This is a genomic window from Buttiauxella sp. AC038 (assembly GCF_979253565.1).
The window spans coordinates 722,516-748,208 of the sequence record NZ_CEEDCQ010000001.1 but is presented as its reverse complement, the minus strand read 5'-3'; the positions used below and the strand labels follow the sequence as shown (position 1 = coordinate 748,208).

General features: G+C 50.7%; 21 protein-coding genes. 12 read left to right on the top strand and 9 right to left on the bottom strand.

The annotated features are described in order from the left end of the window. Positions 1-114 precede the first annotated feature (114 nt). Together rapA and rluA are read left to right on the top strand one after the other, a co-directional pair. Positions 115-3,021 carry an RNA polymerase-associated protein RapA gene (rapA, locus tag AC0IXI_RS03615; protein WP_471681936.1) on the top strand — a complete coding sequence of 969 codons (2,907 nt, stop codon included), beginning with the start codon at positions 115-117 and terminating at the stop codon, positions 3,019-3,021. Then, positions 3,021-3,680: a bifunctional tRNA pseudouridine(32) synthase/23S rRNA pseudouridine(746) synthase RluA gene (gene rluA / locus AC0IXI_RS03610; RefSeq protein ID WP_471681935.1), complete on the top strand. Its 660-nt coding sequence runs from the start codon at positions 3,021-3,023 to the stop codon at positions 3,678-3,680. The genes rapA and rluA overlap by 1 nt, the downstream gene beginning before the upstream one ends. A 31-nt stretch (positions 3,681-3,711) precedes the next feature. On the opposite strand, the gene djlA is transcribed toward rluA, so the two are convergent. After that, positions 3,712-4,521, bottom strand: a complete 810-nt coding sequence (gene djlA / locus AC0IXI_RS03605) for a co-chaperone DjlA (protein WP_034459322.1) — start codon at positions 4,519-4,521, stop codon at positions 3,712-3,714. A gap of 183 nt (positions 4,522-4,704) precedes the next feature. Between djlA and lptD the strand changes: the two genes are divergently transcribed. The 6 genes from lptD to apaH are packed head-to-tail and all read left to right on the top strand — an operon-like array spanning position 4,705 to position 11,453. Further along, positions 4,705-7,068: an LPS assembly protein LptD gene (gene lptD, locus AC0IXI_RS03600; protein ID WP_471681934.1), complete on the top strand. Its 2,364-nt coding sequence runs from the start codon at positions 4,705-4,707 to the stop codon at positions 7,066-7,068. A 53-nt stretch (positions 7,069-7,121) separates the two neighbouring features. Further along, on the top strand, positions 7,122-8,414 hold the full coding sequence (gene surA / locus AC0IXI_RS03595; RefSeq protein WP_064513744.1) for a peptidylprolyl isomerase SurA: 1,293 nt from the start codon (positions 7,122-7,124) through the stop codon (positions 8,412-8,414). Further along, the gene (pdxA, locus tag AC0IXI_RS03590) at positions 8,407-9,396 is read left to right on the top strand and encodes a 4-hydroxythreonine-4-phosphate dehydrogenase PdxA (protein ID WP_471681933.1); all 990 of its coding nucleotides are present in this window, start codon (positions 8,407-8,409) and stop codon (positions 9,394-9,396) included. The genes surA and pdxA overlap by 8 nt, the downstream gene beginning before the upstream one ends. Further along, positions 9,393-10,217: a 16S rRNA (adenine(1518)-N(6)/adenine(1519)-N(6))-dimethyltransferase RsmA gene (gene rsmA, locus AC0IXI_RS03585; protein ID WP_064513749.1), complete on the top strand. Its 825-nt coding sequence runs from the start codon at positions 9,393-9,395 to the stop codon at positions 10,215-10,217. The genes pdxA and rsmA overlap by 4 nt, the downstream gene beginning before the upstream one ends. 2 nt (positions 10,218-10,219) lie before the next feature. After that, positions 10,220-10,597, top strand: a complete 378-nt coding sequence (gene apaG / locus AC0IXI_RS03580; protein WP_034459334.1) for a Co2+/Mg2+ efflux protein ApaG — start codon at positions 10,220-10,222, stop codon at positions 10,595-10,597. A gap of 4 nt (positions 10,598-10,601) precedes the next feature. Further along, positions 10,602-11,453 (top strand): bis(5'-nucleosyl)-tetraphosphatase (symmetrical) ApaH, encoded by an 852-nt coding sequence (apaH, locus tag AC0IXI_RS03575; RefSeq protein ID WP_134184647.1) that lies wholly within the window; start codon positions 10,602-10,604, stop codon positions 11,451-11,453. A 171-nt stretch (positions 11,454-11,624) separates the two neighbouring features. Here apaH and folA read toward each other — a convergent pair whose 3' ends face one another. Continuing rightward, positions 11,625-12,104: a type 3 dihydrofolate reductase gene (gene folA, locus AC0IXI_RS03570; protein ID WP_064513752.1), complete on the bottom strand. Its 480-nt coding sequence runs from the start codon at positions 12,102-12,104 to the stop codon at positions 11,625-11,627. 282 nt (positions 12,105-12,386) lie between these two features. On the opposite strand from folA, the gene AC0IXI_RS03565 reads away from it, so the two are divergent. Further along, positions 12,387-13,001, top strand: coding sequence for a LysE family transporter (locus tag AC0IXI_RS03565; protein ID WP_064513754.1), 615 nt, complete (start codon positions 12,387-12,389; stop codon positions 12,999-13,001). Positions 13,002-13,055: 54 nt separating this feature from the next. On the opposite strand, the gene kefC is transcribed toward AC0IXI_RS03565, so the two are convergent. The 7 genes from kefC to AC0IXI_RS03530 all read right to left on the bottom strand — a co-directional run bounded on the left by kefC (position 13,056) and on the right by AC0IXI_RS03530 (position 22,805). Beyond that, positions 13,056-14,912, bottom strand: coding sequence for a glutathione-regulated potassium-efflux system protein KefC (gene kefC / locus AC0IXI_RS03560; protein WP_471681932.1), 1,857 nt, complete (start codon positions 14,910-14,912; stop codon positions 13,056-13,058). Then, positions 14,905-15,435: a glutathione-regulated potassium-efflux system oxidoreductase KefF gene (gene kefF / locus AC0IXI_RS03555; RefSeq protein ID WP_154150684.1), complete on the bottom strand. Its 531-nt coding sequence runs from the start codon at positions 15,433-15,435 to the stop codon at positions 14,905-14,907. Before kefF ends, kefC begins: the two co-directional genes overlap by 8 nt. Before the next feature lie 104 nt (positions 15,436-15,539). Continuing rightward, positions 15,540-15,773: a YgdI/YgdR family lipoprotein gene (locus AC0IXI_RS03550; protein WP_064513757.1), complete on the bottom strand. Its 234-nt coding sequence runs from the start codon at positions 15,771-15,773 to the stop codon at positions 15,540-15,542. Between the two features lie 162 nt (positions 15,774-15,935). Further along, entirely contained in the window at positions 15,936-19,160 is a 3,225-nt protein-coding gene (gene carB, locus AC0IXI_RS03545) for a carbamoyl-phosphate synthase large subunit (RefSeq protein WP_064513758.1), read from the bottom strand. A 19-nt stretch (positions 19,161-19,179) separates the two neighbouring features. Then, complete coding sequence (gene carA, locus AC0IXI_RS03540; RefSeq protein WP_064513760.1) at positions 19,180-20,340, bottom strand: glutamine-hydrolyzing carbamoyl-phosphate synthase small subunit; 1,161 nt, start codon at positions 20,338-20,340, stop codon at positions 19,180-19,182. A gap of 466 nt (positions 20,341-20,806) precedes the next feature. Next, positions 20,807-21,628 carry a 4-hydroxy-tetrahydrodipicolinate reductase gene (gene dapB / locus AC0IXI_RS03535; protein ID WP_471681931.1) on the bottom strand — a complete coding sequence of 274 codons (822 nt, stop codon included), beginning with the start codon at positions 21,626-21,628 and terminating at the stop codon, positions 20,807-20,809. Positions 21,629-21,797: 169 nt separating this feature from the next. Beyond that, complete coding sequence (locus AC0IXI_RS03530) at positions 21,798-22,805, bottom strand: LacI family DNA-binding transcriptional regulator (protein ID WP_064513763.1); 1,008 nt, start codon at positions 22,803-22,805, stop codon at positions 21,798-21,800. Positions 22,806-23,003: 198 nt separating this feature from the next. On the opposite strand from AC0IXI_RS03530, the gene AC0IXI_RS03525 reads away from it, so the two are divergent. Genes AC0IXI_RS03525 through AC0IXI_RS03515 form a run of 3 tightly spaced genes read left to right on the top strand, consistent with a single transcriptional unit; the run spans position 23,004 to position 25,686 of the window. Further along, positions 23,004-24,749, top strand: a complete 1,746-nt coding sequence (locus tag AC0IXI_RS03525) for a class I mannose-6-phosphate isomerase (protein ID WP_471681930.1) — start codon at positions 23,004-23,006, stop codon at positions 24,747-24,749. Between the two features lie 4 nt (positions 24,750-24,753). Then, positions 24,754-25,182 (top strand): PTS sugar transporter subunit IIA, encoded by a 429-nt coding sequence (locus AC0IXI_RS03520; protein ID WP_064513769.1) that lies wholly within the window; start codon positions 24,754-24,756, stop codon positions 25,180-25,182. Between the two features lie 9 nt (positions 25,183-25,191). Next, positions 25,192-25,686 (top strand): PTS sugar transporter subunit IIB, encoded by a 495-nt coding sequence (locus AC0IXI_RS03515; protein ID WP_064513771.1) that lies wholly within the window; start codon positions 25,192-25,194, stop codon positions 25,684-25,686. Positions 25,687-25,693: the final 7 nt, after the last annotated feature.

The following is a 25,693-nucleotide window of genomic DNA, read 5'->3' as shown; positions in this document are numbered from 1 at the left end:
ATAGCGCCCTCCTGAATCATCCTTAAATCTACTTTTGAACTACCGCCCCCTTTGCGCGCGGTCGTTTTACTATTGCCTGCAAATCTTAGTCACTGATAATAGAGCCGAAATCTTATGCCTTTTACACTTGGTCAACGTTGGATCAGCGATACCGAAAGCGAACTGGGACTGGGAACCGTGGTCGCTTTAGACACACGCATGGTAACCCTGCTCTACCCTGCCACCGGTGAAAATCGACTGTACGCCAGAAATGACTCACCTATCACGCGCGTGATGTTTAACCCGGGTGATACCGTCACCAGCCATGAAGGCTGGCAACTCAAAGTTGATGAAGTTATAGAAGAAAACGGCTTACTGGCCTACATCGGTACTCGTCTGGATACCGAAGAAGCCGGTACGACTCTGCGCGAAGTTTTCCTCGACAGCAAACTGGTGTTCAGCAAGCCGCAAGACAGACTGTTTGCCGGGCAAATTGACCGCATGGACCGCTTCGCCCTGCGTTACCGTTCCCGTGTTTACCAAAGCGAGCAGTATCGCCAACCGTGGAGCGGCCTGCGCGGCATGCGCACCAGCCTGATACCACACCAGCTAAACATTGCCCACGATGTTGGTCGTCGTCATGCGCCACGCGTATTGCTCGCTGACGAAGTAGGTTTAGGTAAAACCATTGAAGCCGGGATGATTCTGCACCAGCAACTGCTGGCTGGCAGCGCTGAACGCGTCCTGATCGTGGTGCCGGAAACCCTGCAACACCAGTGGCTGGTTGAAATGCTCCGCCGCTTTAACCTGCGTTTTGCTCTCTTTGATGACGAGCGTTACGCCGAAGCCCAGCACGACAGCGATAACCCATTCGAAACAGAACAACTGGTTATCTGTTCGCTTGATTTCGTGCGCCGCAGCAAGCAACGCCTTGAGCATCTTTGTGAAGCCGAATGGGATTTGTTGGTGGTGGATGAAGCCCACCATTTGGTGTGGAGCGAAAATGCCCCGAGCCGTGAATACCTGGCCATCGAACAGCTGGCAGAACACATTCCGGGTATCTTGCTGTTAACCGCAACGCCTGAGCAGTTGGGAATGGAAAGCCACTTCGCACGTTTGCGTTTGCTGGACCCGAGCCGTTTCCACGATTTCGAGCAATTTGTTGAAGAGCAGCAACATTACCGCCCTGTGGCCGATGCTGTTGCATTGCTGTTAGCAGGCAATCACCTGACCAACGATCAACTCAATATGCTGAGTGAATTGATTGGCGAGCAGGATATCGAGCCTCTGCTGCAAACCGCAAACAGCGACCGTGAAGGTAGCGCTGCGGCACGCCAGGAGCTGATCTCCATGCTGATGGACCGCCATGGCACCAGCCGTGTGCTGTTCCGTAACACCCGTAATGGCGTGAAAGGTTTCCCGAAACGCGAACTGCATACCATTCGTTTGCCACTGCCGCTGCAGTATCAAACCGCGATTAAAGTGTCCGGCATCATGGCCGCACGTAAATCCGTGGAAGAACGTGCACGCGATATGCTCTACCCCGAGCAGATTTATCAGGAATTTGAAGGTGATAGCGGCACGTGGTGGAACTTCGACCCGCGTGTTGAATGGCTGATGGGTTACCTGACAAGCCACCGCTCTCAGAAGGTGCTGGTGATTTGTGCCAAAGCGGCGACAGCATTGCAACTTGAGCAAGTTCTGCGTGAGCGTGAAGGCATTCGTGCCGCCGTGTTCCATGAAGGTATGTCCATCATCGAACGTGACCGTGCAGCCGCATGGTTTGCCGAAGAAGATACCGGTGCTCAGGTTCTGCTGTGTTCCGAGATTGGTTCCGAAGGCCGCAACTTCCAGTTCGCAAGCCAGCTGGTCATGTTCGATTTGCCGTTTAACCCGGACCTGCTGGAACAACGTATTGGCCGTCTGGACCGTATCGGCCAGGCGCACGATATCCAGGTCCACGTTCCGTACCTCGAGAAAACTGCGCAATCAGTACTGGTGAAATGGTTCCACGAAGGTCTGGATGCGTTCGAGCACACTTGCCCAACCGGCCGCACAATTTACGACAGTGTCTATCCACAACTGATTGAGTATCTGGCAGCACCTGAGAATACCGACGGTTTTGATGCGCTGATTAAGCAGTGCCGCGAGCAACATGATGCGCTGAAGATTCAGCTCGAACAGGGTCGTGACCGCCTGCTGGAAATTCACTCCAACGGCGGTGAGAAATCACAAGCGTTGGCGCAGTCCATTTCCGAGCAGGACAACGACACCAATCTGGTGAGTTTTGCCCTGAACTTGTTCGATATCGTCGGCATCAACCAGGACGACCGCGGCGACAACATGGTGGTACTGACCCCAGGCGATCACATGCTGGTGCCTGATTTCCCAGGGCTTCCAGAAGATGGTTGTACTATCACCTTCGAACGTGAAGTGGCCCTGTCGCGTGAAGATGCACAGTTTGTTACCTGGGAACACCCGATCATCCGTAATGGCCTGGATCTGATTCTGTCTGGCGATACCGGCAGCTGTGCGCTCTCTTTGTTGAAAAACAAAGCGCTGCCAGTAGGAACGTTATTGCTGGAGCTGATTTATGTTGTAGAGGCAAAAGCACCGAAGCAATTGCAACTCAACCGCTTCCTGCCGCCAACGCCAGTGCGTATGTTAGTGGACAAAAACGGCACCAACCTTGCTGCTCAGGTTGAGTTTGAAAGCTTTAACCGCCAGCTCAGCACGGTGAATCGCCATACTGGCAGCAAATTGGTGAACGCAGTTCAGCAAGATGTTCACGCAATTTTGCAACTGGCAGAAGAGAAAGTGGAAGCTGCGGCACAAGTGCTGATTAAAGCGGCGCGCGAAGAAGCTGATGAGAAGTTAAGCTCTGAGCTTTCCCGTCTGGAAGCGCTGAAAGCGGTGAACCCAAACATTCGTGATGATGAACTCGAAGCAATCGAAAACAACCGTCAACAAGTGTTAGAAAGCCTTGCGCAAGCCAACTGGCGCCTGGATGCTTTGCGTCTGATCGTGGTGACACACCAATAATGTTAATGGAACCCTATAACCCGCCAACCGATCCCTGGCTGGTCATCCTTTATCAAGATGACCATATCATGGTCGTCAACAAGCCTTCGGGCTTGTTGTCTGTACCGGGCCGTCTGGATGAGCACAAAGACAGCGTGATGACCCGCATTCAGCGTGACTTCCCGCAGGCAGAATCAGTGCATCGCCTGGATATGGCCACCAGCGGCGTAATCGCCGTTGCGCTGACTAAAGCGGCAGAGCGCGAGCTGAAGCGTCAGTTCCGTGAACGTGAGCCGAAAAAGCAGTATGTGGCGCGGGTTTGGGGCCATCCTCAGCCGGAAGAGGGTCTGGTGGATTTACCGCTGATTTGTGACTGGCCAAACCGGCCAAAGCAGAAAGTGTGTTATGAAACCGGCAAAGCGGCACAGACGGAATATCAGGTTCTGGATTATGCAGCGGATAACACGGCTCGAGTGCTGTTAAAACCGATTACCGGGCGTTCACATCAGTTACGCGTGCATATGCTGGCAATGGGTCACCCCATTCTTGGCGATCGCTTTTACGCGACACCAGAAGCCCTGGCAATGGCTCCACGTTTACAGCTTCATGCTGAAATGCTGACCATTACCCACCCAGAGTATGGAACCCCCATGACGTTCCGCGCCCCGTCTGACTTCTAAAAAAAGCCTCTCAACTTGAGAGGCTTTTCTATTACTTAAATCCTTTCGCCGTCTTAATCAGATCGTACGCTTTCTGGATATCCTGCGCTTTCTGCTTGGCCATCTCCATCATCTCTGGCGGTAAACCTTTAGCAACAAGCTTATCAGGGTGATGCTCGCTCATTAATTTGCGATACGCACGCTTAATGGCAGTCGCATCATCCGTGCTTTTAACGCCGAGTACATTGCACGCATCTTCGAGTGTCGGACCACGCTGTTGCTGGAAACCACCGCCTTGCGACTGATTGTATCCGCCACCAAATTGCTGCCCGCCTTCCATCATGCGTAAGAACTGATCGAACTGGATGCGTGAAATGCCAAGCTCTTCCGCAATAACGTACAACACTTCCCGTTCGTTAGGGTGCAAAGAGCCATCAGCAAACGCCGCCTGAATTTGAATTTCAAGAAACATCCGAATTAGGTCAAAACGGCCAAAGCACACGCTGCGTAACTGACGCATTTTTTCACGCAGCGGATAACCGTTCTCTTTGCCTACACGAAATGCGTGTTGTGCAGCACTGCGCGCATCACCATGTAATTGCATGCGATCCATTAATAGCGAGGCTATCTGGATGTCTGCTTCTGTGACGCGCCCTTTTGACTTAGTCAGGTGGCCCATCACTTCAAATGTGGTGCTAAAAAATAGTGACTGACGCTGTTGTTGGTTAGAAAACCAGGACTGACGACGGCTACGCACCTTATCGATGGCATGGCCAATCAGCAATCCTAAAACCACACCCCAGAAGCCACCACCCATAATTAGTGCTATTGCGACACCGAGTACTTTTCCCCAATACTGCATATACTCCCCAAATCGTCATGCCGTCGGCTAGAATTTGCTTTATCATACCCGTCATTGATAGCGGTGCCTAACGGCACTCTGCTGAACGGGAAGGATTAACACTAGCGCTGTGGTGATGAGTAAGTTAGTCTCTGACCGTTTGCCGACGCTAAGCCATTGATGATGGAACAACGAATAACACGTATGAAAAAACGTATTCCCACCTTGCTGGCCACCTTGATTGGCGCAGCGCTGTATAGTCAACAAGGTATGGCTGCCGATCTTGCGTCGCAGTGTATGCTTGGTATCCCAAGTTACAATCGCCCTTTAATTCAGGGAGATACCAATAACCTACCCGTTACTATAAATGCCGATCACGCAAAAGGAAATTATCCTGATGATGCGGTGTTTACTGGCAATGTTGATATTCAGCAAGGCAATAGCCGCCTACAGTCTGATGAAGTGTTGCTACACCAAAAACAGGTTGAAGGTCAGCCGGACCCTGTCCGCACGGTCGATGCTGTCGGCAACGTACACTACGATGATAATCAGGTTATTCTTAAAGGGCCAAAAGCCTGGTCAAACCTGAACACCAAAGATACCAACGTCTGGGAAGGTGACTACCAAATGGTAGACCGCCAGGGGCGGGGTACTGCCGATCTAATGAAACAGCGCGGCAATAATCGCTACACCATTCTGGAAAATGGCACATTTACTTCCTGTTTGCCGGGTTCTAATACCTGGAGCGTTGTGGGAAGTGAAGTCATTCAGGACCGTGAAGAAGAAGTCGCGGAAATCTGGAATGCCCGTTTTAAACTGGGCCCGGTTCCGGTCTTCTATAGCCCTTATCTGCAATTGCCAATCGGTGATAAACGTCGTTCCGGTTTCCTGATCCCAAATGCGAAGTACAGTACCAATAATGGCCTTGAGTTTTCTCTGCCGTATTACTGGAACATCGCACCAAACTTTGATGCCACAATCACTCCGCACTATATGGAGCAACGTGGTACTCAATGGCAGAACGAATTCCGTTACTTGACCAAAGCTGGCGCGGGTATTATGGAATTCGACTACCTGTTGTCTGATGAGGAATACAAAGACGATACCGCGAAGAACCCTGAAGGGGATGAACGCCGTTGGTTGTTCTACTGGAATCACAGCGGTGTGATGGATCAGGTGTGGCGTTTTAATATCGACTACACCAAAGTCAGTGATCCAAACTACTTCAACGACTTTACTTCGCAATATGGTTCTAGTACTGACGGTTATGCCACACAGAAATTCAGTGTTGGTTATGCCGTTGAAAACTTCGACGCCACACTTGCAACAAAACAGTTCCAGATTTTCGATTCTCAACGTAATAGCGGTGCAAATTCATACAGTGCTCAGCCACAGTTGGATATGAACTACTATAAAAGCGACGTTGGACCGTTTGATACGCGTATCTATGGTCAGGCTGTTAAGTTTACTAACTTTAATAACAACATGCCGGAAGCTACACGCCTGCATATTGAGCCAACAATTAACCTACCGTTATCCAATGGTTGGGCAAGCCTGAATACCGAAGCAAAGCTGATGGCAACACACTATCAGCAGGACAATCTCGAAAAATACGAAAAAAATGTCAATAGCAACAGCAAGTTAGAGTCTACGGTTAACCGTACCCTGCCTCAATTCAAAATGGACGGTAAACTGATTTTCGACCGCGATATGGACTCTGCAGCAGGCTGGGCGCAAACCCTTGAGCCACGCGTACAGTATCTGTATGTGCCGTACCGCGACCAAAGTAACATCAACAACTACGATTCTGCGTTGTTGCAATCTGACTACAATGGCTTGTTCCGTGATCGTACTTACGGCGGCCTTGACCGTATAGCTTCAGCCAATCAGGTCACCACGGGGGTTACAACTCGTGTTTATGATGACGCAGCTGTTGAACGTTTTAATGTTTCTGTTGGTCAAATCTACTACTTCACCAAGTCTCGTACTGGTGATGAAACGATTAACAGTGAAAAAGGTGACGAAACAGGTTCTGTGGTATGGGCTGGCGATACCTATTGGCGCATGACTGACCGCTGGGGTTTACGCGGTGGCTTACAGTACGATACACGGCTTGATAATATTGCGACCGGTAACGGCGTTATCGAATATCGTAAAGATAACGATCGCCTGGTACAATTTAACTACCGTTACGCAAGCCCTGAATACATCGGCGCCACTGTTTCTAACATCAACATTAATGCTGACCAGTACAAAGACGGAATCTCACAAGTTGGGATGACGGCAAGCTGGCCTATCGTTGATCGCTGGTCTGTTGTTGGCGCGTATTACTACGATACCAATGCACAACAAGCGGCTGACTCCATGTTAGCCGTGCAGTACAACTCTTGCTGTTATGCGATTCGTTTAGGTTATGAGCGCAAAATTAACGGTTGGGAAGATAACCAAAGCAAATACGACAACGTAATTGGCTTTAACATCGAGTTACGTGGCCTGAGTTCTAACTACGGCCTGGGCACACAGCAGATGTTGCGTTCAAACATTCTGCCGTATCAGAGCTCGATGTAATTCACTTTGACTTGAATTAGCAGTCCGCTTTGCGGCTAAGAAATGGAAAAAGTATGAAGAATTGGAGAACGCTGCTTCTCGGTGTCGTCCTTGTGGCGAACACCTCTTTCGCGGCCCCACAAGTGGTCGATAAAGTTGCAGCCGTAGTGAATAACGGTGTGGTACTGGAAAGTGACGTTGACGGCATGATGCAGTCAGTGAAGAGCGGCGCCCAACAAGCCGGGCAACAACTTCCCGACGACAACACTCTGCGTCATCAAATTCTGGAACGTCTGATCATGGACCAGATCATGCTGCAGATGGGTCAGAAAATGGGCGTTAAAGTGACGGATGAGCAGCTTGATAAAGCTATTGCTGATATCGCTGCCCAGAACAAAATGAACATGGATCAGATGCGTAGTCGTCTGGCCTATGACGGAGTTAATTACAATTCTTACCGTGCACAGATCCGCAAAGAGATGACCATTTCGGAAGTGCGTAATAGTGAAGTTCGTCGTCGTGTATCTATTCTGCCGCAGGAGGTTGATTCCCTTGCGCAACAGGTTGGTAGCCAAAACGACAGCAGCACCGAACTTAACCTGAGCCACATCCTGATTCCATTGCCGGAAAACCCTACTTCTACTCAGGTAGACGATGCGGAAAAGCAAGCGCGTGACATCGTTTCACAAGCGCAAAATGGTGGCGATTTCGGAAAATTGGCAATCACCTACTCTGCTGACCAGCAAGCACTGAAAGGCGGTCAAATGGGTTGGGGTCGTATCCAGGAACTGCCAACTATTTTCGCTCAGGCATTAGGCACGGCGAAAAAAGGTGACGTAATCGGTCCGATTCGTTCAGGTGTTGGTTTCCATATCCTGAAAGTGAACGATCTGCGTGGCCAGAGCCAGAGCATTTCTGTGACTGAAGTTCATGCACGTCATATCTTACTGAAATCATCGCCAATCATGAGTGACGACCAAGCGCGAGCTAAGTTAAACCAGATTGCAGCTGATATTAAGAGTGGAAAAACGACCTTCGCTGCGGCAGCAAAATCCTTCTCTGAAGATCCAGGTTCAGCAAATCAGGGCGGTGACTTGGGTTGGGCTGCTACCGATATCTATGATCCTGCCTTCCGTGATGCACTGTCGAAAATGCATAAAGGTGAGTTGAGTGCACCGGTTCACTCCTCCTTCGGCTGGCACTTGATCGAACTTATGGATACTCGTAGCGTTGATAAGACTGATGCTGCGCAGAAAGACCGCGCGTATCGCATGCTATTCAACCGTAAGTTCTCTGAAGAAGCACAGACCTGGATGCAAGAACAACGCGCATCTGCTTATGTGAAAGTCATAGGTAGCAATGGCTAATATCCAACGTGTAGTCATCACTCCCGGCGAACCTGCCGGGATTGGTCCTGATCTGGTCATTGCGCTGGCACAGCGCGACTGGCCTGTCGAAGTGGTTGTCGCAGCGTCTCCCGAATTACTCCTGGAACGTGCAGCTCTTCTCGGTCTTCCTCTTCAGCTCATTCCTTACTCGCCTGATGCTCCTGCAAACCCGCAAACTGCCGGAACACTCACCATACTGCCCATAGCACTACGAGCACCAGTCAAACCGGGGTTGCTTGATGTGAAGAATGGTGAGTATGTAGTGGATATGCTGGCTCGGGCATGTGATGGTTGTATCAAGGGTGAATTTGCAGCGCTGATCACCGGGCCGGTACATAAAGGCATCATTAACGATGCTGGTATCCCCTTTATCGGGCATACCGAGTTTTTCGAAGAGCGATCGCACAGCGAAAAAGTCGTGATGATGCTGGCGACCGAAGAACTTCGCGTTGCGCTGGTGACGACACATCTGCCGCTTAAAGCCATTAGTGATGCGATAACGCCAGAATTATTACGCCAGATAATCACCATCCTGTATCATGACCTGCAAACCAAGTTTGGTATCGCGCAGCCGCATGTACTGGTTTGTGGCCTCAACCCCCATGCCGGGGAAGGTGGCCACATGGGTACTGAAGAAATTGATACCATCATTCCAGTACTGAATGAAATGCGCGGTCTTGGAATGAAGCTTTCTGGCCCGCTACCGGCAGATACGCTGTTTCAGCCTAAGTATCTCGATAACGCCGATGCAGTGCTGGCGATGTACCACGACCAGGGCTTACCTGTACTCAAATATCAGGGCTTTGGTCGAGCGGTAAATATCACGCTAGGCTTACCTTTTATCCGCACTTCGGTTGACCATGGCACCGCGCTAGATCTAGCCGGCCAGGGGAAAGCCGAGGTCGGCAGTTTTATTACGGCGCTTAATCTCGCCATCAAGATGATTGCTAATACTCAATGAATACTCGTGTCCACCAGGGCCATTTAGCCCGTAAACGTTTTGGACAAAACTTCCTTAATGACCAGTTCGTTATCGACAGTATTGTCTCTGCTATTAATCCACTGAAAGGCCAGGCGATGGTTGAAATCGGCCCCGGCCTTGGCGCATTAACCGAGCCTGTGGGTGAACGCCTTGATGAAATGACCGTCATCGAACTCGACCGTGATCTTGCAGCCCGTCTGCAAACGCACCCATTCCTGGCACCGAAGCTGACTATTTATCAGCAAGATGCCATGACAATGGATTTTGGAGAGCTGTCGCAAAAAATCGGTCAGCCGTTGCGCGTTTTTGGCAACCTGCCGTATAACATCTCCACGCCATTGATGTTCCATCTCTTTAGCTATACTGATGCCATTGCTGACATGCACTTTATGCTGCAAAAAGAGGTGGTAAATCGTTTAGTTGCTGGCCCTAACTGTAAAGCGTATGGTCGTTTATCAGTCATGGCGCAGTATTATTGCAATGTGATCCCAGTACTTGAAGTGCCACCAACGGCCTTCACACCGGCACCGAAAGTTGATTCTGCCGTCGTGCGCCTGGTGCCACATGCAGTAATACCGAACCCTGTTAAAGAGCTGCGTGTGTTAAGCCGCATCACCACTGAAGCCTTTAACAAGCGTCGCAAAACGATTCGTAACAGCCTTGGGCATCTGTTTAGTCCAGAGGTGATGGCGGAACTGGGAATCGACGCAACCCTACGCGCTGAGAACATCTCAGTCGCACAGTATTGCCAACTGGCAAACTATTTGGCTGACAATCCGCAGCAGCCAAAGGAGAGTTAACGATGTTAAATTCGCCCCGCGTATGCATTCAGGTACAAAGCGTTTATATCGAAGCGCAGTCCTCCCCGGAGAACGAACGTTTCGTCTTTGCTTACACTGTAACCATCCGTAACTTGGGGCGAACACCGGTGCAATTGCTTGGTCGTTATTGGCTTATCACCAATGGAAACGGCCATGAAACTGAAGTTCAGGGCGAGGGCGTGATTGGCGTCCAGCCGCATATTGAACCGGGCAACGAATATAGCTACACGAGCGGTGCGGTACTTGAAACACCGCTTGGCACCATGCAAGGCCATTACGAAATGGTCGACTCTCAGGGCGATGCTTTCCGTGTCGCTATTCCCGTATTCCGTCTGGCTATCCCAGCCTTTATTCACTGATACGATGTCTACATACCTGATTGGCGATGTTCATGGTTGTTACGATGAACTGGTAGCCCTGCTACAACAGGTTGAGTTTACGCCTGGCAAAGATATTTTATGGCTTACGGGCGATCTCGTCGCGCGTGGACCCGGATCGCTTGAAGTTCTGCGCTACGTACGTGGCCTTGGCGATAGCGTGCGTATTGTTCTTGGTAACCACGATCTGCATCTGCTGGCGGTTTATGCAGGCATTAGCCGTAATAAACCTAAAGATCGCGTTTCCCAATTGCTGGAAGCGCCAGATGCCGACGAACTGCTGAACTGGTTACGTCGCCAACCTTTGCTTCAGGTTGATGAAGATAAAAAACTGGTGATGGCACATGCCGGGATTACGCCGCAGTGGGATTTGAATACTGCAATGGCCTGTGCGCGTGATGTTGAAGCCGTGCTTTCAAGCGACAGCTATCCATTATTCCTCGATGCAATGTATGGCGATATGCCTAACAATTGGTCGCCTGAACTTTCAGGGCTCGCTCGTCTGCGCTTTATTACCAATTCGCTGACCCGCATGCGTTATTGCTTCCCGAACGGGCAACTGGATATGTACTGCAAAGACACACCAGAAAGCGCTCCTGCGCCGCTTAAACCGTGGTTTGCTATTTCAGGGCCGGTTACCGATGAATACTCCGTTATCTTCGGGCACTGGGCATCACTGGAAGGTAAAGGTACACCTGAAGGGATTTACGGGCTGGATACAGGATGCTGCTGGGGTGGTGAGCTAACATGCCTACGCTGGGAAGATAAAAAATATTTCACCCAGCCATCGAATCGCCAGCAAGATGTTGGCGGTGGAGAAACGGCTATCGCTTCATAATAAAAAACCCGGTTATATCCGTCATAATTCAAGTTGCATGAGCGTTGGCTGCTCTCGTTCACCCCAGTCACTTACGTTAGTAAGCTCCTGGGGATTCACTCCCTTGCCGCCTTCCTGCAACTCGAATTATTTTGGATATACTAGCTAACCGTTTTTTTCATTCTCAACGCCTTAACGACGTTCCAGTACTTCGAAGCAGTAGCCGTGCGAGTTGAGCTCGTCGGCGTCATGAAATTCGCTGAAGGTAGACTGCCATTCATCCGGGTCGTAATCCGGGAAGTGCGTGTCCCCTTCCACTTCCGCATCAATATGCGTCAGATACAAGCGCTGTGCTTTCGGCAGGAACTGTTCGTAAACACGCCCACCGCCAATCACCATAATCTCTTCCGCATCGCCACAGGCTTTAATGGCATCTTCTACGGATGAAACCCACTCAACGCGATCGTCGGTGCCGGGCTTGCTGCTAATGACGATATTCTTGCGACCAGGAAGAGGACGACCAATCGATTCCCAGGTCAAACGCCCCATGATGACAGGTTTATTGAGCGTAGTACGTTTAAACCATGCCAGATCGGCAGGGATATCCCAGGGCATGGCGTTTTCCATGCCAATTACACGATCTACCGCTAATGCAGCAATCAGACTGATCATTCTATTAACCCAAGGGTGGTGAAAAAATTGCCGCCACTATACGGAAAGCGCATTCTTTCGTCGACTATCCGCAAGCCTGTCCGTAAGAATTTTTTTATTCTGCGACTGTAAACCTGTAACGCATTGCTTCCTGATTCAGCAGGAACAATGAGTTAGCTTAAAATTGCCAGAAGGAACGTAAAAAATTCTTAACTGTGGAAGACCATCCACTATAAGTTTACGTGATAGCTGCGTTATAGTTGTCGCAGTTCACACTTTTCCTCTATTTTGCCGGATAAAACCATGCTGGAAACCACGCTTTTTGTCGCCACAATTGCCACTTTGGGGATGCTCTCTCCTGGGCCTGATTTCTTTCTGGTCATTAAGAATGCCGCCCGCTATTCACGCACTGCGGCAATGATGACCTCGCTGGGCGTCATCAGCGGCGTGGCAACTCACATGACTTATTGTGTTGCGGGTTTAGCGGTGGTTATTACCACCACGCCATGGTTATTTGACCTGTTGAAATATGCCGGGGCCGCTTATCTGATCTGGATTGGTTTCCAGGCATTACTCGCACGCGGCAGCAGTAAAATGGATGTCAGCAATGTTGAGCGCCAACAAACGACCCTTAAGAAAGCCTTTTTACAGGGCTATTTGTGCAACCTGCTGAACCCCAAAGCGACCCTATTCTTCCTTTCTGTTTTCACCCAGGTATTGAACGTGAATTCGGGGACCATGGAAAAACTTTGGTACGCCGGAGTTATTCTGATGCTGTCCGTGGTCTGGTGGCCTCTGTTGGTCGTGTTAATCCAAAGCGAGCCTGTTCGTCGCGGCCTGGCTAAGGCACAGAAAATTGTCGATAAACTGCTGGGTGGAATGTTGATTGCGCTAGGGATTAAAGTAGCTTTGAGCTGACTTTTGCTCAAACCAATAGATTTAAAAAAGCTCCCAAATTTGGGAGCTTTTTAGTTATTCCGGTTTCACTGGCGGCTCATCGGCCAGTTTCCCCGAATGAAGCCCTTCTTCCGTCCCCTGCCAGCCGTGGCGCTGAATCACATTCAGATGTGTACGATCTTCGTTAATCACCTCAGTCAGCATGGCACTGGTGCGTTTGAGCACATCGGCTCGCGCCGACCAGTCTGGAGCCGGAACCATCTCTTCAACCATCTGCGTATTAAAACGTCGGAAGTGATCGGCTCGCTCACGCGCTTCGTAGCTGCCAACGCCCAGACCTTCCAGTGCCCGGCGCCCCACTTTTAATGCGCCTTCGAATGTTTCACGCTCTGGTTGTTCAACACCCAACTGCCGCAGGCGAATGAAGTGGTCAAGATCGCGTGCTCGCGCAATCACTTTCAGATGCGGAAAATGTTCCTGCACCAGCTCTGCAAGTTGCATATTGGCATCAGGATCATCGATAGCATTGATCAGCACTTCAGCTTTTGCAGCCCCGGCGGACTCCAGTAAATCCACGCGTGTTGCATCACCATAAAAGACTTTGGTGCCAAACTTACGCAGCGTTTCAATATGGTCTGGGTCGTGATCAAGAACGACCATTTTTACCCCGCTGGTGAGTAACAAACGGCCGGCAATCTGCCCGAAACGACCGAAGCCTGCGATAATCACTCGCGGCTGTTCTTCATCGATTTCGTCCGCTTCTCGCGCCTGCTCTTTACCCGACTTCTCCAGGCGGTTGAGCAATACTAGCAGTAGCGGCGTTGCCGCCATTGATAGCGCAACAGCAAGGGTCAGAGATTTCGCCCAACTGTCATCTAACACCTCAGCCATTCTTGCTGTACCAAAAATCACGAAAGCAAATTCACTACCTTGTCCCAGCAAAACAGCAAACCAGCGCCGTTGTTTACGCGGCACATTGAGCGGTTTTGCCACAATCCAGAGCGTAATGATTTTGATCGCCAGGAATCCGAAGAGCAGCGCGATAATCCGCAGCGGATTCTCAAGCAACGTACCGAAATCTATCGACATGCCCACACCGATAAAGAACAACCCGAGCAGCAAACCTTTGAACGGTTCGATATCACTTTCCAGAGCATGGCGATACTCGGAACTTGCCAGTAACACACCGGCAAGAAACGCTCCCATCGCCATCGAAAGCCCAGCTTCTTCAAGCAATAAGCCAAAACCAAACACCATAAACAGCGCCATGGCGCTGAAGACTTCACGCAGGCCGGAACGCGCAACGAACCGCAGCAACGGGCGCGTCACATAGCGGCCCAGCAATATAACGATGGCCAATGCACCAACCACTTTCAGAGCTGAAATGGAAAACGCAGCCAGGGTCGTAGTCGCACCGCTACTGGCTAATAACGGAATCATCGCCACCAGCGGAATTGCTGCGATATCCTGGAATAACAGCACGGCGAACGCGCTGCGCCCCATTTGCGAAACCGTCAGGTTACGCTCGTTCATGGCTTGCATAGCGATGGCGGTAGAAGAAAGCGCCAGCGTTAGGCCGATTAAAACCGCCACCTGCCAACGCAGCCCTAAGAACATGCAGAACAAGCCGAGCAGCAAACCACACGCCACCATTTGCAGGGCACCTCCGCCAAACACCGAGGCGCGTAGCGTCCACAAGCGACGAGGGTCAAGCTCCAGACCAATCACAAATAACATCAACACCACGCCGATCTCCGCAAAATGCAGAATAGTTTCGGCATCGGTAACCAGACGTAATCCCCACGGGCCGATAATGCACCCGGCAATCAGGTAGCCAAGCACCGAACCTAATCCAAGGCGCACCGCAATGGGCACAATGATCGCGGCGGAGCCGAGATAAATCAGCGCCTGAATCATGCTATGACTATCCATGGTTCGCCTCCCGCCAGTCGAGTAACCGTTGTTTATATTGCTCGGCCTGTACTTCGAGCGTGTTTTCATCACAAACGAAAGTGAAATGAACGGTGAAATGCGGCAGCCAGTTCATGCCACAGTAAAGCGCAGTCGCCTGCAAGGGTTGTCCAAGCACATCAAAGCCTGGATGGTCACCCAGATTAAAATGGTTATCGCCACCACCAGTAGTAACCGCCCACATGACATTTTTACCGTGTAGTGCCTTACCACCACGCCCGTATGCCCAGCCGTGAGCAAGGACTTTGTCGATCCACAGTTTCATTAATGGCGGAGTGCTGTACCACTGCATCGGGTGCTGCCAGATAACCAAATCTGCGCGGCTTAATGCTTCCTGCTCGGCGGCAATATCAATGTTGAAATCGGGGTATAACTCATAGAGGGAGCGCACTTCTACATCGGGCAAAAGCGAGGCTTGCTCAAGCATTTTTCGGTTTGCGTGAGAGTGTTGCGGGTAAGGGTGTGAATAAATAATTAAAATCATCAATTAGCCTGTTGTTTTACCGCATTCTTTTCTCAAAGAGTGTAGTCAGTAATTCAACAGGCTAATAGTCATAATTCCAGTCGGGCTAAGTGGGAAGTCTTGAATTAATTATCCAGTTCGCCCATCGATTTAACCTGATCGCGGTTGATCTGCTCAGTCTTGCCGGACTCCGCATTTTTGTAAGAAACCAGGCCAGTCTCGTCATCAACCTGTGGCTTACCATCTGTGACAATGGTTTTGCCATCTGTGGTTTTTACCGCCTGGTTAGATGAACAGCCTGCTACGGTCAGCAACGTTGCGGTAGCGAATAAGGACGCCAGTAGAATTTTGTTTTTCATGTTGTTCTCCCTGTTTGTAGTCATTTCTCATCTTCAGACTAAAAACATTAGCAGGATTTTCCGGCTTCGCTGGAAAATACAGAACACTCTGAAGGCGTCCCGGTGCAGACAATAAACGAAAAAAAACCCGCCGAGGCGGGTTTAGAAAGCTCTACGAAGCGATTACTTAGTGATTTGCGCGTGCATTTCCTGCACTGAAATCACTTTTTCTGTCGCGTCAGAGTTCAGCGCCATCGCGGTAGCAAAACCACCGTTCAGCGTGGTGTCGTAGTGCACTTTGTATTGCAGTGCGCTGCGGCGAATGAGCTTGGAATCCTCAATTGCCTGACGGCCAGCCGTGGTGTTGATGATGTAGGTGTATTCGCCATTCTTGATACGGTCCTGAATGTGCGGACGACCTTCATGCACCTTGTTCACCAGACGCGGGTTAATACCTGCTTCACCCAACACAACCGCAGTACCGTGGGTTGCGTCCAGTTCGAAGCCCTGCTTCAGCAATTTAGCCGCCAGGTCTACCACACGTTTTTTGTCACCTTCGCGAACAGACAGCAGTGCGCGGCCTGGTTTACGCATGGTGGACTGGCTGCCCAGCATTGCTTTGGAGAAAGCTTCTGCGAAGGTGCGGCCAACGCCCATGACTTCACCGGTTGAGCGCATTTCTGGCCCTAACAGTGGGTCAACGCCCGGGAATTTGTTGAACGGCAACACCACTTCTTTTACGGAGTAGTACGGTGGGATGATTTCTTTGGTCATGCCCTGCTGTACAAGGGTTTGCCCAACCATCACGCGCGCCGCTACTTTAGCCAGCGCCATGCCGGTTGCTTTAGAGACAAACGGTACAGTACGCGCTGCACGTGGGTTAACTTCAATCAGGTAGACTTCGTTATCTTTCACCGCAAACTGCACGTTCATCAAACCGCGAACTTGCAGTTCGAAAGCCAGTTTCTGCACCTGCTGGCGCATCACGTCCTGGATTTCCTGGCTCAGCGTGTAAGCTGGCAATGAACATGCGGAGTCACCGGAGTGAACGCCTGCCTGTTCGATGTGTTCCATAATGCCGCCAATCAGCACGGTTTCACCGTCGCAAATTGCGTCAACATCCACTTCTACCGCATCGTCGAGGAAGCGGTCGAGCAGCACTGGCGCGTCGTTTGAAACGCTAACCGCTGTCTGGAAGTAACGGCGCAAATCGACTTCGTCATAGACGATTTCCATCGCGCGGCCACCCAGAACGTAGGATGGACGCACAACCAGCGGGTAACCAATGTGTGCCGCTTTCTCTACCGCCATTTCGATGGCGGTGACGGTGGCGTTGGCAGGCTGTTTCAGCTTCAGGCGGTCAACAGCGTGCTGGAAACGCTCACGGTCTTCTGCACGGTCGATGGCATCCGGGCTGGTACCGATAATCGGTACGCCAGCTGCTTCCAGTTCACGAGCCAGTTTCAGCGGAGTCTGGCCGCCGTACTGCACGATAACGCCTTTTGGTTTCTCAACGCGGACAATTTCCAGCACGTCTTCGAGGGTTACAGGCTCGAAGTACAGGCGGTCAGAGGTGTCGTAGTCGGTAGAAACGGTTTCCGGGTTACAGTTAACCATGATGGTTTCGTAACCATCTTCACGTAGCGCAAGGGATGCGTGAACGCAGCAGTAGTCGAACTCGATACCCTGGCCGATACGATTCGGGCCGCCACCCAACACCATGATTTTGTCACGGTCGTTGTTCGGGTTAGCTTCGCACTCATCTTCATAAGTGGAGTACATGTAGGCCGTATCTGTTGAGAACTCAGCCGCACAGGTATCAACACGCTTATAAACCGGGTGTAATTTGTATTGCTCACGCAGTTTGCGGATTTCAGATTCGCGAACGCCAGCCAGTTTAGCCAGACGCGCATCTGCAAAACCTTTACGCTTGAGGAAGCGCAGGAAGTCGTGAGTCAGGCCAGTAATGCCAATCTCTTCGACTTTCTCTTCCAGACGCACCAGCTCTTCAATCTGTACCAGGAACCAGCGGTCAATGTTGGTCAGGTTGAACACGCCATCAACAGACATGCCCGCGCGGAATGCATCAGCAACGTACCAGATACGCTCAGCACCAGCGTCTTTCAGCTCGCGGCGAATTTTGGTCAGCGCTTCAGGGTCATCAAGATTCACTTTCGGGTCAAAACCGGTTGCGCCCACTTCCAGGCCGCGCAACGCTTTTTGCAGTGATTCCTGTTGTGTGCGACCAATCGCCATCACTTCACCCACAGATTTCATCTGCGTGGTCAGACGGTCGTTAGCGCCGACGAACTTCTCGAAGTTAAAACGAGGAATTTTAGTCACAACGTAGTCGATAGACGGTTCAAACGACGCAGGCGTTTTGCCGCCGGTGATGTCGTTCATCAGCTCATCGAGGGTGTAACCCACCGCCAGTTTCGCAGCAACTTTCGCAATCGGGAAGCCGGTTGCTTTAGAAGCCAGCGCCGAAGAACGCGACACGCGCGGGTTCATCTCGATAACAATCAGACGGCCAGTTTTCGGGTTGACCGAGAACTGCACGTTAGAACCGCCCGTTTCTACGCCGATTTCACGCAGCACCGCCATCGAGGCGTTACGCATGATTTGGTATTCTTTGTCGGTCAGCGTTTGCGCTGGCGCAACAGTGATGGAGTCACCGGTGTGGATACCCATCGGGTCAAGGTTTTCGATAGAGCAGACAATAATGCAGTTGTCGTTTTTATCACGCACAACTTCCATTTCGTACTCTTTCCAGCCGATCAAGGATTCATCAATCAGCAGCTCTTTGGTTGGCGAAAGATCCAGACCACGCTCGCAGATTTCTTCGAATTCTTCACGGTTGTAAGCGATACCGCCGCCGCTGCCACCCATGGTGAATGAAGGGCGGATGATGCACGGATAACCCACGTCAGCCGCAACAGCCAGCGCCTCTTCCATATTGTGTGCAATACCAGAACGCGCAGTATCAAGGCCGATTTTTTTCATCGCCACGTCGAAACGGCGGCGGTCTTCAGCTTTATCAATAGCATCAGCGGTAGCACCAATCATGGTGACGCCGAATTCAGCCAGCACGCCCTCACGTTCCAGTTCCAGCGCACAGTTCAGCGCAGTCTGGCCGCCCATGGTTGGCAGAACCGCATCCGGGCGCTCTTTCTCAATGATTTTGCGCACCACTTCCCAGTGAATCGGCTCGATGTAAGTCGCATCGGCCATTTCCGGGTCGGTCATAATTGTTGCAGGGTTGGAGTTCACCAGAATGACACGGTAACCCTCTTCACGCAGCGCTTTACACGCCTGAGCACCGGAGTAGTCGAACTCGCACGCCTGGCCGATAACAATTGGACCTGCGCCGAGGATCAGGATGCTTTTTATATCTGTACGTTTTGGCATTTTATTTAGCTCCTGATACTTACTTGCTATTAAGAGTGGCGGTAGAACGGTATTGCTTAATCAATTCGATAAAGTGGTCAAACAGTGGTGCCGCATCGTGTGGACCCGGGCTTGCTTCAGGGTGGCCCTGGAAACTAAATGCCGCTTTATCGGTACGATGGATGCCTTGCAGCGTGCCATCGAACAGTGACTTATGGGTCACGCGCAGGTTCGCCGGAAGTGTTGATTCCTCTACCGCAAAACCGTGGTTCTGAGCAGTAATCATCACGCAATCGCGATCCAAATCTTTAACCGGGTGGTTACCACCGTGGTGACCAAACTTCATCTTCACGGTTTTCGCGCCGCTTGCCAGAGCCAGCAACTGGTGGCCTAAGCAGATACCGAATACCGGCACGTCGGTTTCCAGGAAGGATTTGATTGCGCTGATAGCGTAATCACATGGTGCCGGGTCACCTGGGCCGTTAGATAAGAAGATGCCGTCTGGATTCATCTTCAACACATCTTCAGCTGATGTTTGCGCCGGAACCACCGTCAGGCGGCAGCCGCGGTCAACCAACATGCGCAAAATGTTGCGCTTCACGCCGTAATCGTAGGCGACGACATGGAACGGTAAATCTTCTTCTTTAGCCGCTTCAGGCAACTCGCCTTCAAGTGTCCAGCTCCCCTGCTGCCAGGCGTAAGCTTCCTGAGTGGTCACTTCTTTCGCCAGATCCATACCATTAAGGCCAGGGAAGGCTTTTGCTTTCTCAAGAGCCAGAGTGGCGTCCAGGTTATCACCGGCAATAATGCAGCCGTTCTGTGCACCTTTCTCACGCAGAATTCGGGTCAGCTTACGGGTATCGATATCGGCGATGGCCACAATGTTATGGCGCTTAAGATAGGAAGAAAGGTCTTCGGTATTGCGGTAGTTGCTGGCAATCAGTGGTAGGTCACGGATAACGAGGCCTTGCGCATGTACCTGGGAGGATTCTTCGTCAGCAGCATTGGTGCCGACATTTCCGATATGAGGATAAGTAAGAGTGACAATCTGGCGGGAGTAGGAAGGATCAGTGAGGATTTCTTGATAACCGGTCAAAGAGGTGTTGAAAACGACTTCCCCAATGGCCGAACCCGATGCCCCAATGGCCCGACCGTGGAATTGGGTTCCGTCTTCCAGAACCAATATTGCTGACTTAATCAAAACGCCCTCCAGGGAATAAACAGTCAATTTATTTGCATATTAATTCAAAACGAATTCAGGAATCAATGCAAAACAGCCTGTCATTTGGATTTTTGACAAACGGCGGCATTCTAGTGAGCGGCCGGGGAAAAGTCTACCATAAGCGCAACTTTTTATGTGTTTTTTAGCGATCTGATGTGAAAAAGAGGAATTGACCGGTGAAATCAACAGCTAACTTACGGTGCGTAATCGGTTGCGGGCCTGGATGAATGGGAATCTGATTGCAAGAAGGTAAAAAGTGGACCAAATGGTCAAAAATGATAAAGAAACAATGATTAACGGGTCATAAATGTACAATTACAAGCATTACAAACAAATAATTAAAAAAAACAACAAAAATCACATTAAATAAAAAGGGCAATAAAATATTGCCCTATCAATCAAGTAATTACGATTGAAATAACCACATCACGATGGGTAATAACGACTACAAACTATTAAGATCAAGGACATCACGCATGTCATAAATACCACTTTTCATAGCACTCAGCCATAATGCAGACTTAACTGCACCATTTGCAAAAGTCATACGACTGGATGCTTTATGGCTGATTTCAATACGCTCGCCGATGTCCGCAAACATCGCCGTATGTTCACCAATAATGTCGCCTGCACGCACTGTGGCAAAACCAATAGTGCCTGGAACGCGCTCGCCGGTGTACCCTTCACGGGAATAGACCGCACACTCTTTTAAGTCTTTATCCATCGCATGAGCAATAGCCTCGCCCATCGCCAGAGCGGTACCCGATGGAGCATCAACTTTGTGACGATGATGCGCTTCGATGATTTCGATATCGGTATAGTCGCCCATCACTTTTGCAGCTTTTTCCAACAGCTTGAGCATCACGTTCACACCAACGCTAAAGTTGGCGGCAAAGACAATTGGGATCTGTGTTGAAGCGTCAGTAATCGCCTGTTTGCCCGCATCATCAAAACCCGTCGTCCCAATAACCATGCCCTTACCGTGTTGGCGGCAGAAAGCCAGATGGTTCAGCGTGCCTTCAGGACGAGTGAAATCGATAAAGACATCGAAGTCGTTGACCACGGCATCCAGACTGTCGCTCACGATAACGCCTGTTTTCGCTACACCGGCTAATTCACCTGCATCACTACCAACCAGGGATGACCCTGTACGCTCAAGTGCTGCACCGAGTTTGATGCCATCCAGCTGTAATGCAGCCTGAATCAGTTGTCGCCCCATGCGACCACCCGCACCCGCGATTGCTACACGGACTTGTGATCCATCCATATTCACTCTCTTTTCTATATTAATCTGCATATATAACGTTCTCAGGTTAACCAGCCCGCTCACAAGCCGCCACTCGAAAACACCGATAATAAGAAATTTATGACAAAACGCTGAAGTTATCAGTAAAACCCATCATTCACCTGATAATCAAAAGGTTTTAAATCACCCATTATGCAAACCCACATGACTCCCGCACCACTAGCGTTGGAGGCAGGATGATACGTTTTGGGGGCTCATCGTTACCCTGAATACGGCTAAATAACAGCTCTCCAGCTTTGCGACCAATCTCTTTAGCGGCGACCGAAACTGTCGTCAGCGCCGGCTGAACCAAAGATGCCTCGGTAATATCGTCAAAACCTACAAGCGCGAAGTCGATGCCTGGCTGGCGTCCCATTTTACGCAGTGTCTGCATGACGCCGAGTGCCACAATATCCTGATAACAGACAGCGGCCGTGATTTCCGGATACTGCCGGAATAGCTCTTCAGCCACGCGGGCACCATCACTTTGACTCGCGAGCGATGAAACCACCCATTCACTTTTCGGCTGGATACGGTGCTCTAGCAGTTTGCTGCTGTAGCCGCCGATACGCTGTGCACGGCTAATAGAATTTTCACTACCGCCGATAAATGCAATGTTGCGATGCCCAAGACGTAACAGATGCTGTGTCGCCAACTGAGTGCCCAAAAAGTTATCGGTGCCGACAAAATCGAAGTCCACATCGTCCATGGGGCGCACCACCATAATCGCCGGAATATTACGGCGCTTCAGGGTTTCGAAAAATATCGAGGGCGTTTCCCGTGCCGCGCACAACACCATGCCGCAGGCGTTATTGCGCATCAGAGAATCGACAAATTTTTGCTGGCGCTCGCCGGACTCTTCACTGTTTGCCAAAAATAGCAGCAGATCGTGACGTTCCATTTCCTGGCTTAGCCCGGCAGTCATTTCACCGTAAAAAGGGTTGGTAATATCGTGCAGCAGCAGTCCGACCTGATTACTGGTGCGATTGCGTAAATTGGCTGCCGTTTGGTTATACACGTACCCCAGGTCATCCAGAGCTTTCAGCACACGGGTTCGAGTGGCGTCAGAAATTCTGCCTCGGTTACGCAACACCATTGAAACGGTAGCAGTTGAAACTTCCGCCTGCTTTGCGACTTTGGCAAGGGTTACGGTGCTCATTAGCACTCCTTGGTATTTAGCAATTATTCTCAGATTAATCGAATAACCAAAAAAATGCATTTCTCCATGTGAAAGCCATCACAGATAACTCAACTTCAGGCGACATCTTGCTAAAAGTGGCGGGTTAATCGCGTTTACCACCCTGTTCAAAGTCGGTTAATCGATTAATCTTAATTTATCAAGAACAGGGAGAAGAATATGCATCCGGCATCATACGATAAGTATCCCGAAGTCAGCGTTTCGGGATTTGACCATCACGCATGGCAGGGTTGGCCCGCAATCCAACAAGCCGTCAGTAAGCAACTTGCTCGCTCGGGAAAAACCGTGTTGGTTATTGACTGCTACCCAGGCGTTCAACTCGAAGAGATTCACGCGCAACTCATTGCACAACTCAACCCAACACTCACCATTAATGCCGAATCTGCGCGCTTAAGTGAACAACATCTGCATGATTTGCTGGCACGCAACCTGACGGATGACCGGGTGTTTGGCGTACTCTCATGCCATGAATTAAATGAGTTTCTTTGCCCGGAAAAACTCGCCGCCGCACAGCTAGAGGTCGCTGAAATAACCGAAGGATTGGTAGTGGTTTACGGCCCGGGAGCAGCACTTATTCATTCAGGGGATGTTCTGGTGTATGCGGATCTGGCGCGCTGGGAAATCCAGCAGCGTTTTCGCCGTGGTGAACTAGGCAATTGGGGCGCGAATAATACAGATGAAGATATTCTGCGCCGCTACAAACGCGCGTTTTTCATTGAGTGGCGTGTGTTTGATCGTCATAAAACGCCGCTTCTGAAACGTGTAGATTTCCTACTCGATACCAATGCCGAACAACCAGCAATGGTCAGCGGTGAAGCGCTACGCTACGCGCTGCAACAAACCACGCAACAACCGTTCCGCGTAGTGCCATTCTTCGACCCAGGAGTCTGGGGCGGTCAATGGATGAAAGACAAATTCGATCTCGATCCCTCAAAACCAAATTACGCATGGTGTTTTGACTGTGTGCCCGAGGAGAACAGCCTGTTACTGCGTTTTGGTGATGTGCGGATCGAGATCCCCTCTCAGGATCTGGTATTGCTCTACCCTCGCCCGTTGCTTGGCGAGCGTGTGCATGCCCGTTTTGGTGCGGAATTCCCGATCCGCTTCGACTTCCTCGATACCATCGGCGGGCAGAATTTAAGCTTCCAGGTTCACCCGATTACCGAATACATCCAGCAGCATTTCGGCATGCATTACACCCAGGATGAGAGCTATTACATGCTGGAAGCAGAGCCTGGTGCGGAAGTGTATCTGGGGACCAAAACCGGTATTAATCCACAGGAAATGCTCGACGATCTTGCGAGTGCGCAGCGGGGTGAAAAAGCTTTTGATGATGAGAAATTCGTTAACCGTTTCCCGGCACGTAAACACGATCACTTCCTGATCCCGGCAGGTACCGTTCACTGCTCTGGATCCGGTGCAATGGTGCTGGAGATCAGCGCAACGCCGTATATTTTCACTTTCAAATTGTGGGATTGGGGCCGCCTCGGTTTGGATGGTCTACCACGTCCGCTACATCTGGAACATGGCGCGCAAGTGATTGACTGGCAACGTGATACGCAATGGGTCACCGAGCATCTGGTGAATCATTTCGAGCCTATCGCGGAAGGTGATGGCTGGCGCGAAGAACGTACGGGTCTACATGAACGTGAGTTTATCGAAACCCGCCGCCACTGGTTTACACAGCCAGTCACGCACCACACTCATGGTGGCGTGAACGTACTGAATCTGGTGGAAGGCAGTGAAGCGCTGGTTGAAAGCCCGAGCGGCGCATTCGAACCCTTTGTGGTGCATTACGCCGAAACCTTCATTGTTCCAGCGGCAGTCGGCGAATATCGCATTTCCCCATATGGCAGCGGTGTAGGTCAACAGCTCGCCACCATGAAAGCCTGGGTAAGAGGATAACAAGATGATTAACGTAATTCTGGCAACACATGGCTCGCTTGCCGAAGCACTACTGGCCGGTAGCAAAATGGTTTATGGCGAATTGCCGCATGTATTCCCGGTGATGCTCACTGAGAACAAGGGCATCAATAGTTTTGGCGATGAGTTTGCCGCGGTGCTGAAACAGGCCGCCAAAGATGCTGATGGTGTGCTGGTGTTGTGCGATTTGCAAAGCGGCACGCCGTGGAATATCGCCTGCCATCATGCGTTCGATCCGCAAACGCAGCCGCCAATGGCGGTGTTGGGAGGTGTTAATTTCCCGATGCTATTGCTAAGCGATGAAATAAAAGATCTGACCGATGTCGCCCAAGCAGCAGCGGTTTTACTGGAAGAGTCGCGCGACTCGCTGGTTCAGGCCCAACTGGCTGAAACCACACAATCTGATGATTTCTAAGGGGCAGCGATGAGTATTTCTTTTGTACGCATTGACGATCGGGTGATCCACGGCCAGTTGATCACCCGCTGGGCAAAGGAGTTGCCGTGCGATGGGATCATCGCCATTGATGACGCTGTTGCCGCCGATCCGTTGTTGTCTTCGGTGATGAAAGGTGCGGTGCAGGACACCAAAGTCTGGTTGTTTGATACCGCCACCGCGATTGAAAAACTGCCGAAGATCATCGCCAGTGAGAAGCACTATTTCGTGATTGGTAAATCTCCGGTGACGCTTAAACGCATTGAAGAAGCCGGTATCAGCCTGCAAAACAGCAATAAGAAAATCAACGTTGGTCCGATGAGCGCACGAGCCACTACCACCACCATTGGCCCGAATCAGTCTGTGAATCCCGAAGAGATAGCGGCGTTCGACTATCTCTCGCAGCACGGGCACCAGATTGAATTTCGACTGGTACCCGATGCCAGCAGTTACAGCTGGCAAGATGCTCGACAAAAACTCAAATAAAGGAGTG

Coding starts and splice junctions, on each gene's coding strand:
- AC0IXI_RS03515 (WP_064513771.1), top strand. CDS start 25,192: ATGAGTATTTCTTTTGTACGCATTGACGATCGGGTGATCCACGGCCAG.
- rluA (WP_471681935.1), top strand. CDS start 3,021: ATGTTAATGGAACCCTATAACCCGCCAACCGATCCCTGGCTGGTCATC.
- AC0IXI_RS03525 (WP_471681930.1), top strand. CDS start 23,004: ATGCATCCGGCATCATACGATAAGTATCCCGAAGTCAGCGTTTCGGGA.
- pdxA (WP_471681933.1), top strand. CDS start 8,407: ATGGCTAATATCCAACGTGTAGTCATCACTCCCGGCGAACCTGCCGGG.
- dapB (WP_471681931.1), bottom strand. CDS start 21,628: ATGGATGGATCACAAGTCCGTGTAGCAATCGCGGGTGCGGGTGGTCGC.
- rapA (WP_471681936.1), top strand. CDS start 115: ATGCCTTTTACACTTGGTCAACGTTGGATCAGCGATACCGAAAGCGAA.
- carB (WP_064513758.1), bottom strand. CDS start 19,160: ATGCCAAAACGTACAGATATAAAAAGCATCCTGATCCTCGGCGCAGGT.
- kefF (WP_154150684.1), bottom strand. CDS start 15,435: ATGATTTTAATTATTTATTCACACCCTTACCCGCAACACTCTCACGCA.
- djlA (WP_034459322.1), bottom strand. CDS start 4,521: ATGCAGTATTGGGGAAAAGTACTCGGTGTCGCAATAGCACTAATTATG.
- folA (WP_064513752.1), bottom strand. CDS start 12,104: ATGATCAGTCTGATTGCTGCATTAGCGGTAGATCGTGTAATTGGCATG.
- surA (WP_064513744.1), top strand. CDS start 7,122: ATGAAGAATTGGAGAACGCTGCTTCTCGGTGTCGTCCTTGTGGCGAAC.
- AC0IXI_RS03530 (WP_064513763.1), bottom strand. CDS start 22,805: ATGAGCACCGTAACCCTTGCCAAAGTCGCAAAGCAGGCGGAAGTTTCA.
- lptD (WP_471681934.1), top strand. CDS start 4,705: ATGAAAAAACGTATTCCCACCTTGCTGGCCACCTTGATTGGCGCAGCG.
- apaG (WP_034459334.1), top strand. CDS start 10,220: ATGTTAAATTCGCCCCGCGTATGCATTCAGGTACAAAGCGTTTATATC.
- AC0IXI_RS03565 (WP_064513754.1), top strand. CDS start 12,387: ATGCTGGAAACCACGCTTTTTGTCGCCACAATTGCCACTTTGGGGATG.
- AC0IXI_RS03520 (WP_064513769.1), top strand. CDS start 24,754: ATGATTAACGTAATTCTGGCAACACATGGCTCGCTTGCCGAAGCACTA.
- rsmA (WP_064513749.1), top strand. CDS start 9,393: ATGAATACTCGTGTCCACCAGGGCCATTTAGCCCGTAAACGTTTTGGA.
- apaH (WP_134184647.1), top strand. CDS start 10,602: ATGTCTACATACCTGATTGGCGATGTTCATGGTTGTTACGATGAACTG.
- kefC (WP_471681932.1), bottom strand. CDS start 14,912: ATGGATAGTCATAGCATGATTCAGGCGCTGATTTATCTCGGCTCCGCC.
- AC0IXI_RS03550 (WP_064513757.1), bottom strand. CDS start 15,773: ATGAAAAACAAAATTCTACTGGCGTCCTTATTCGCTACCGCAACGTTG.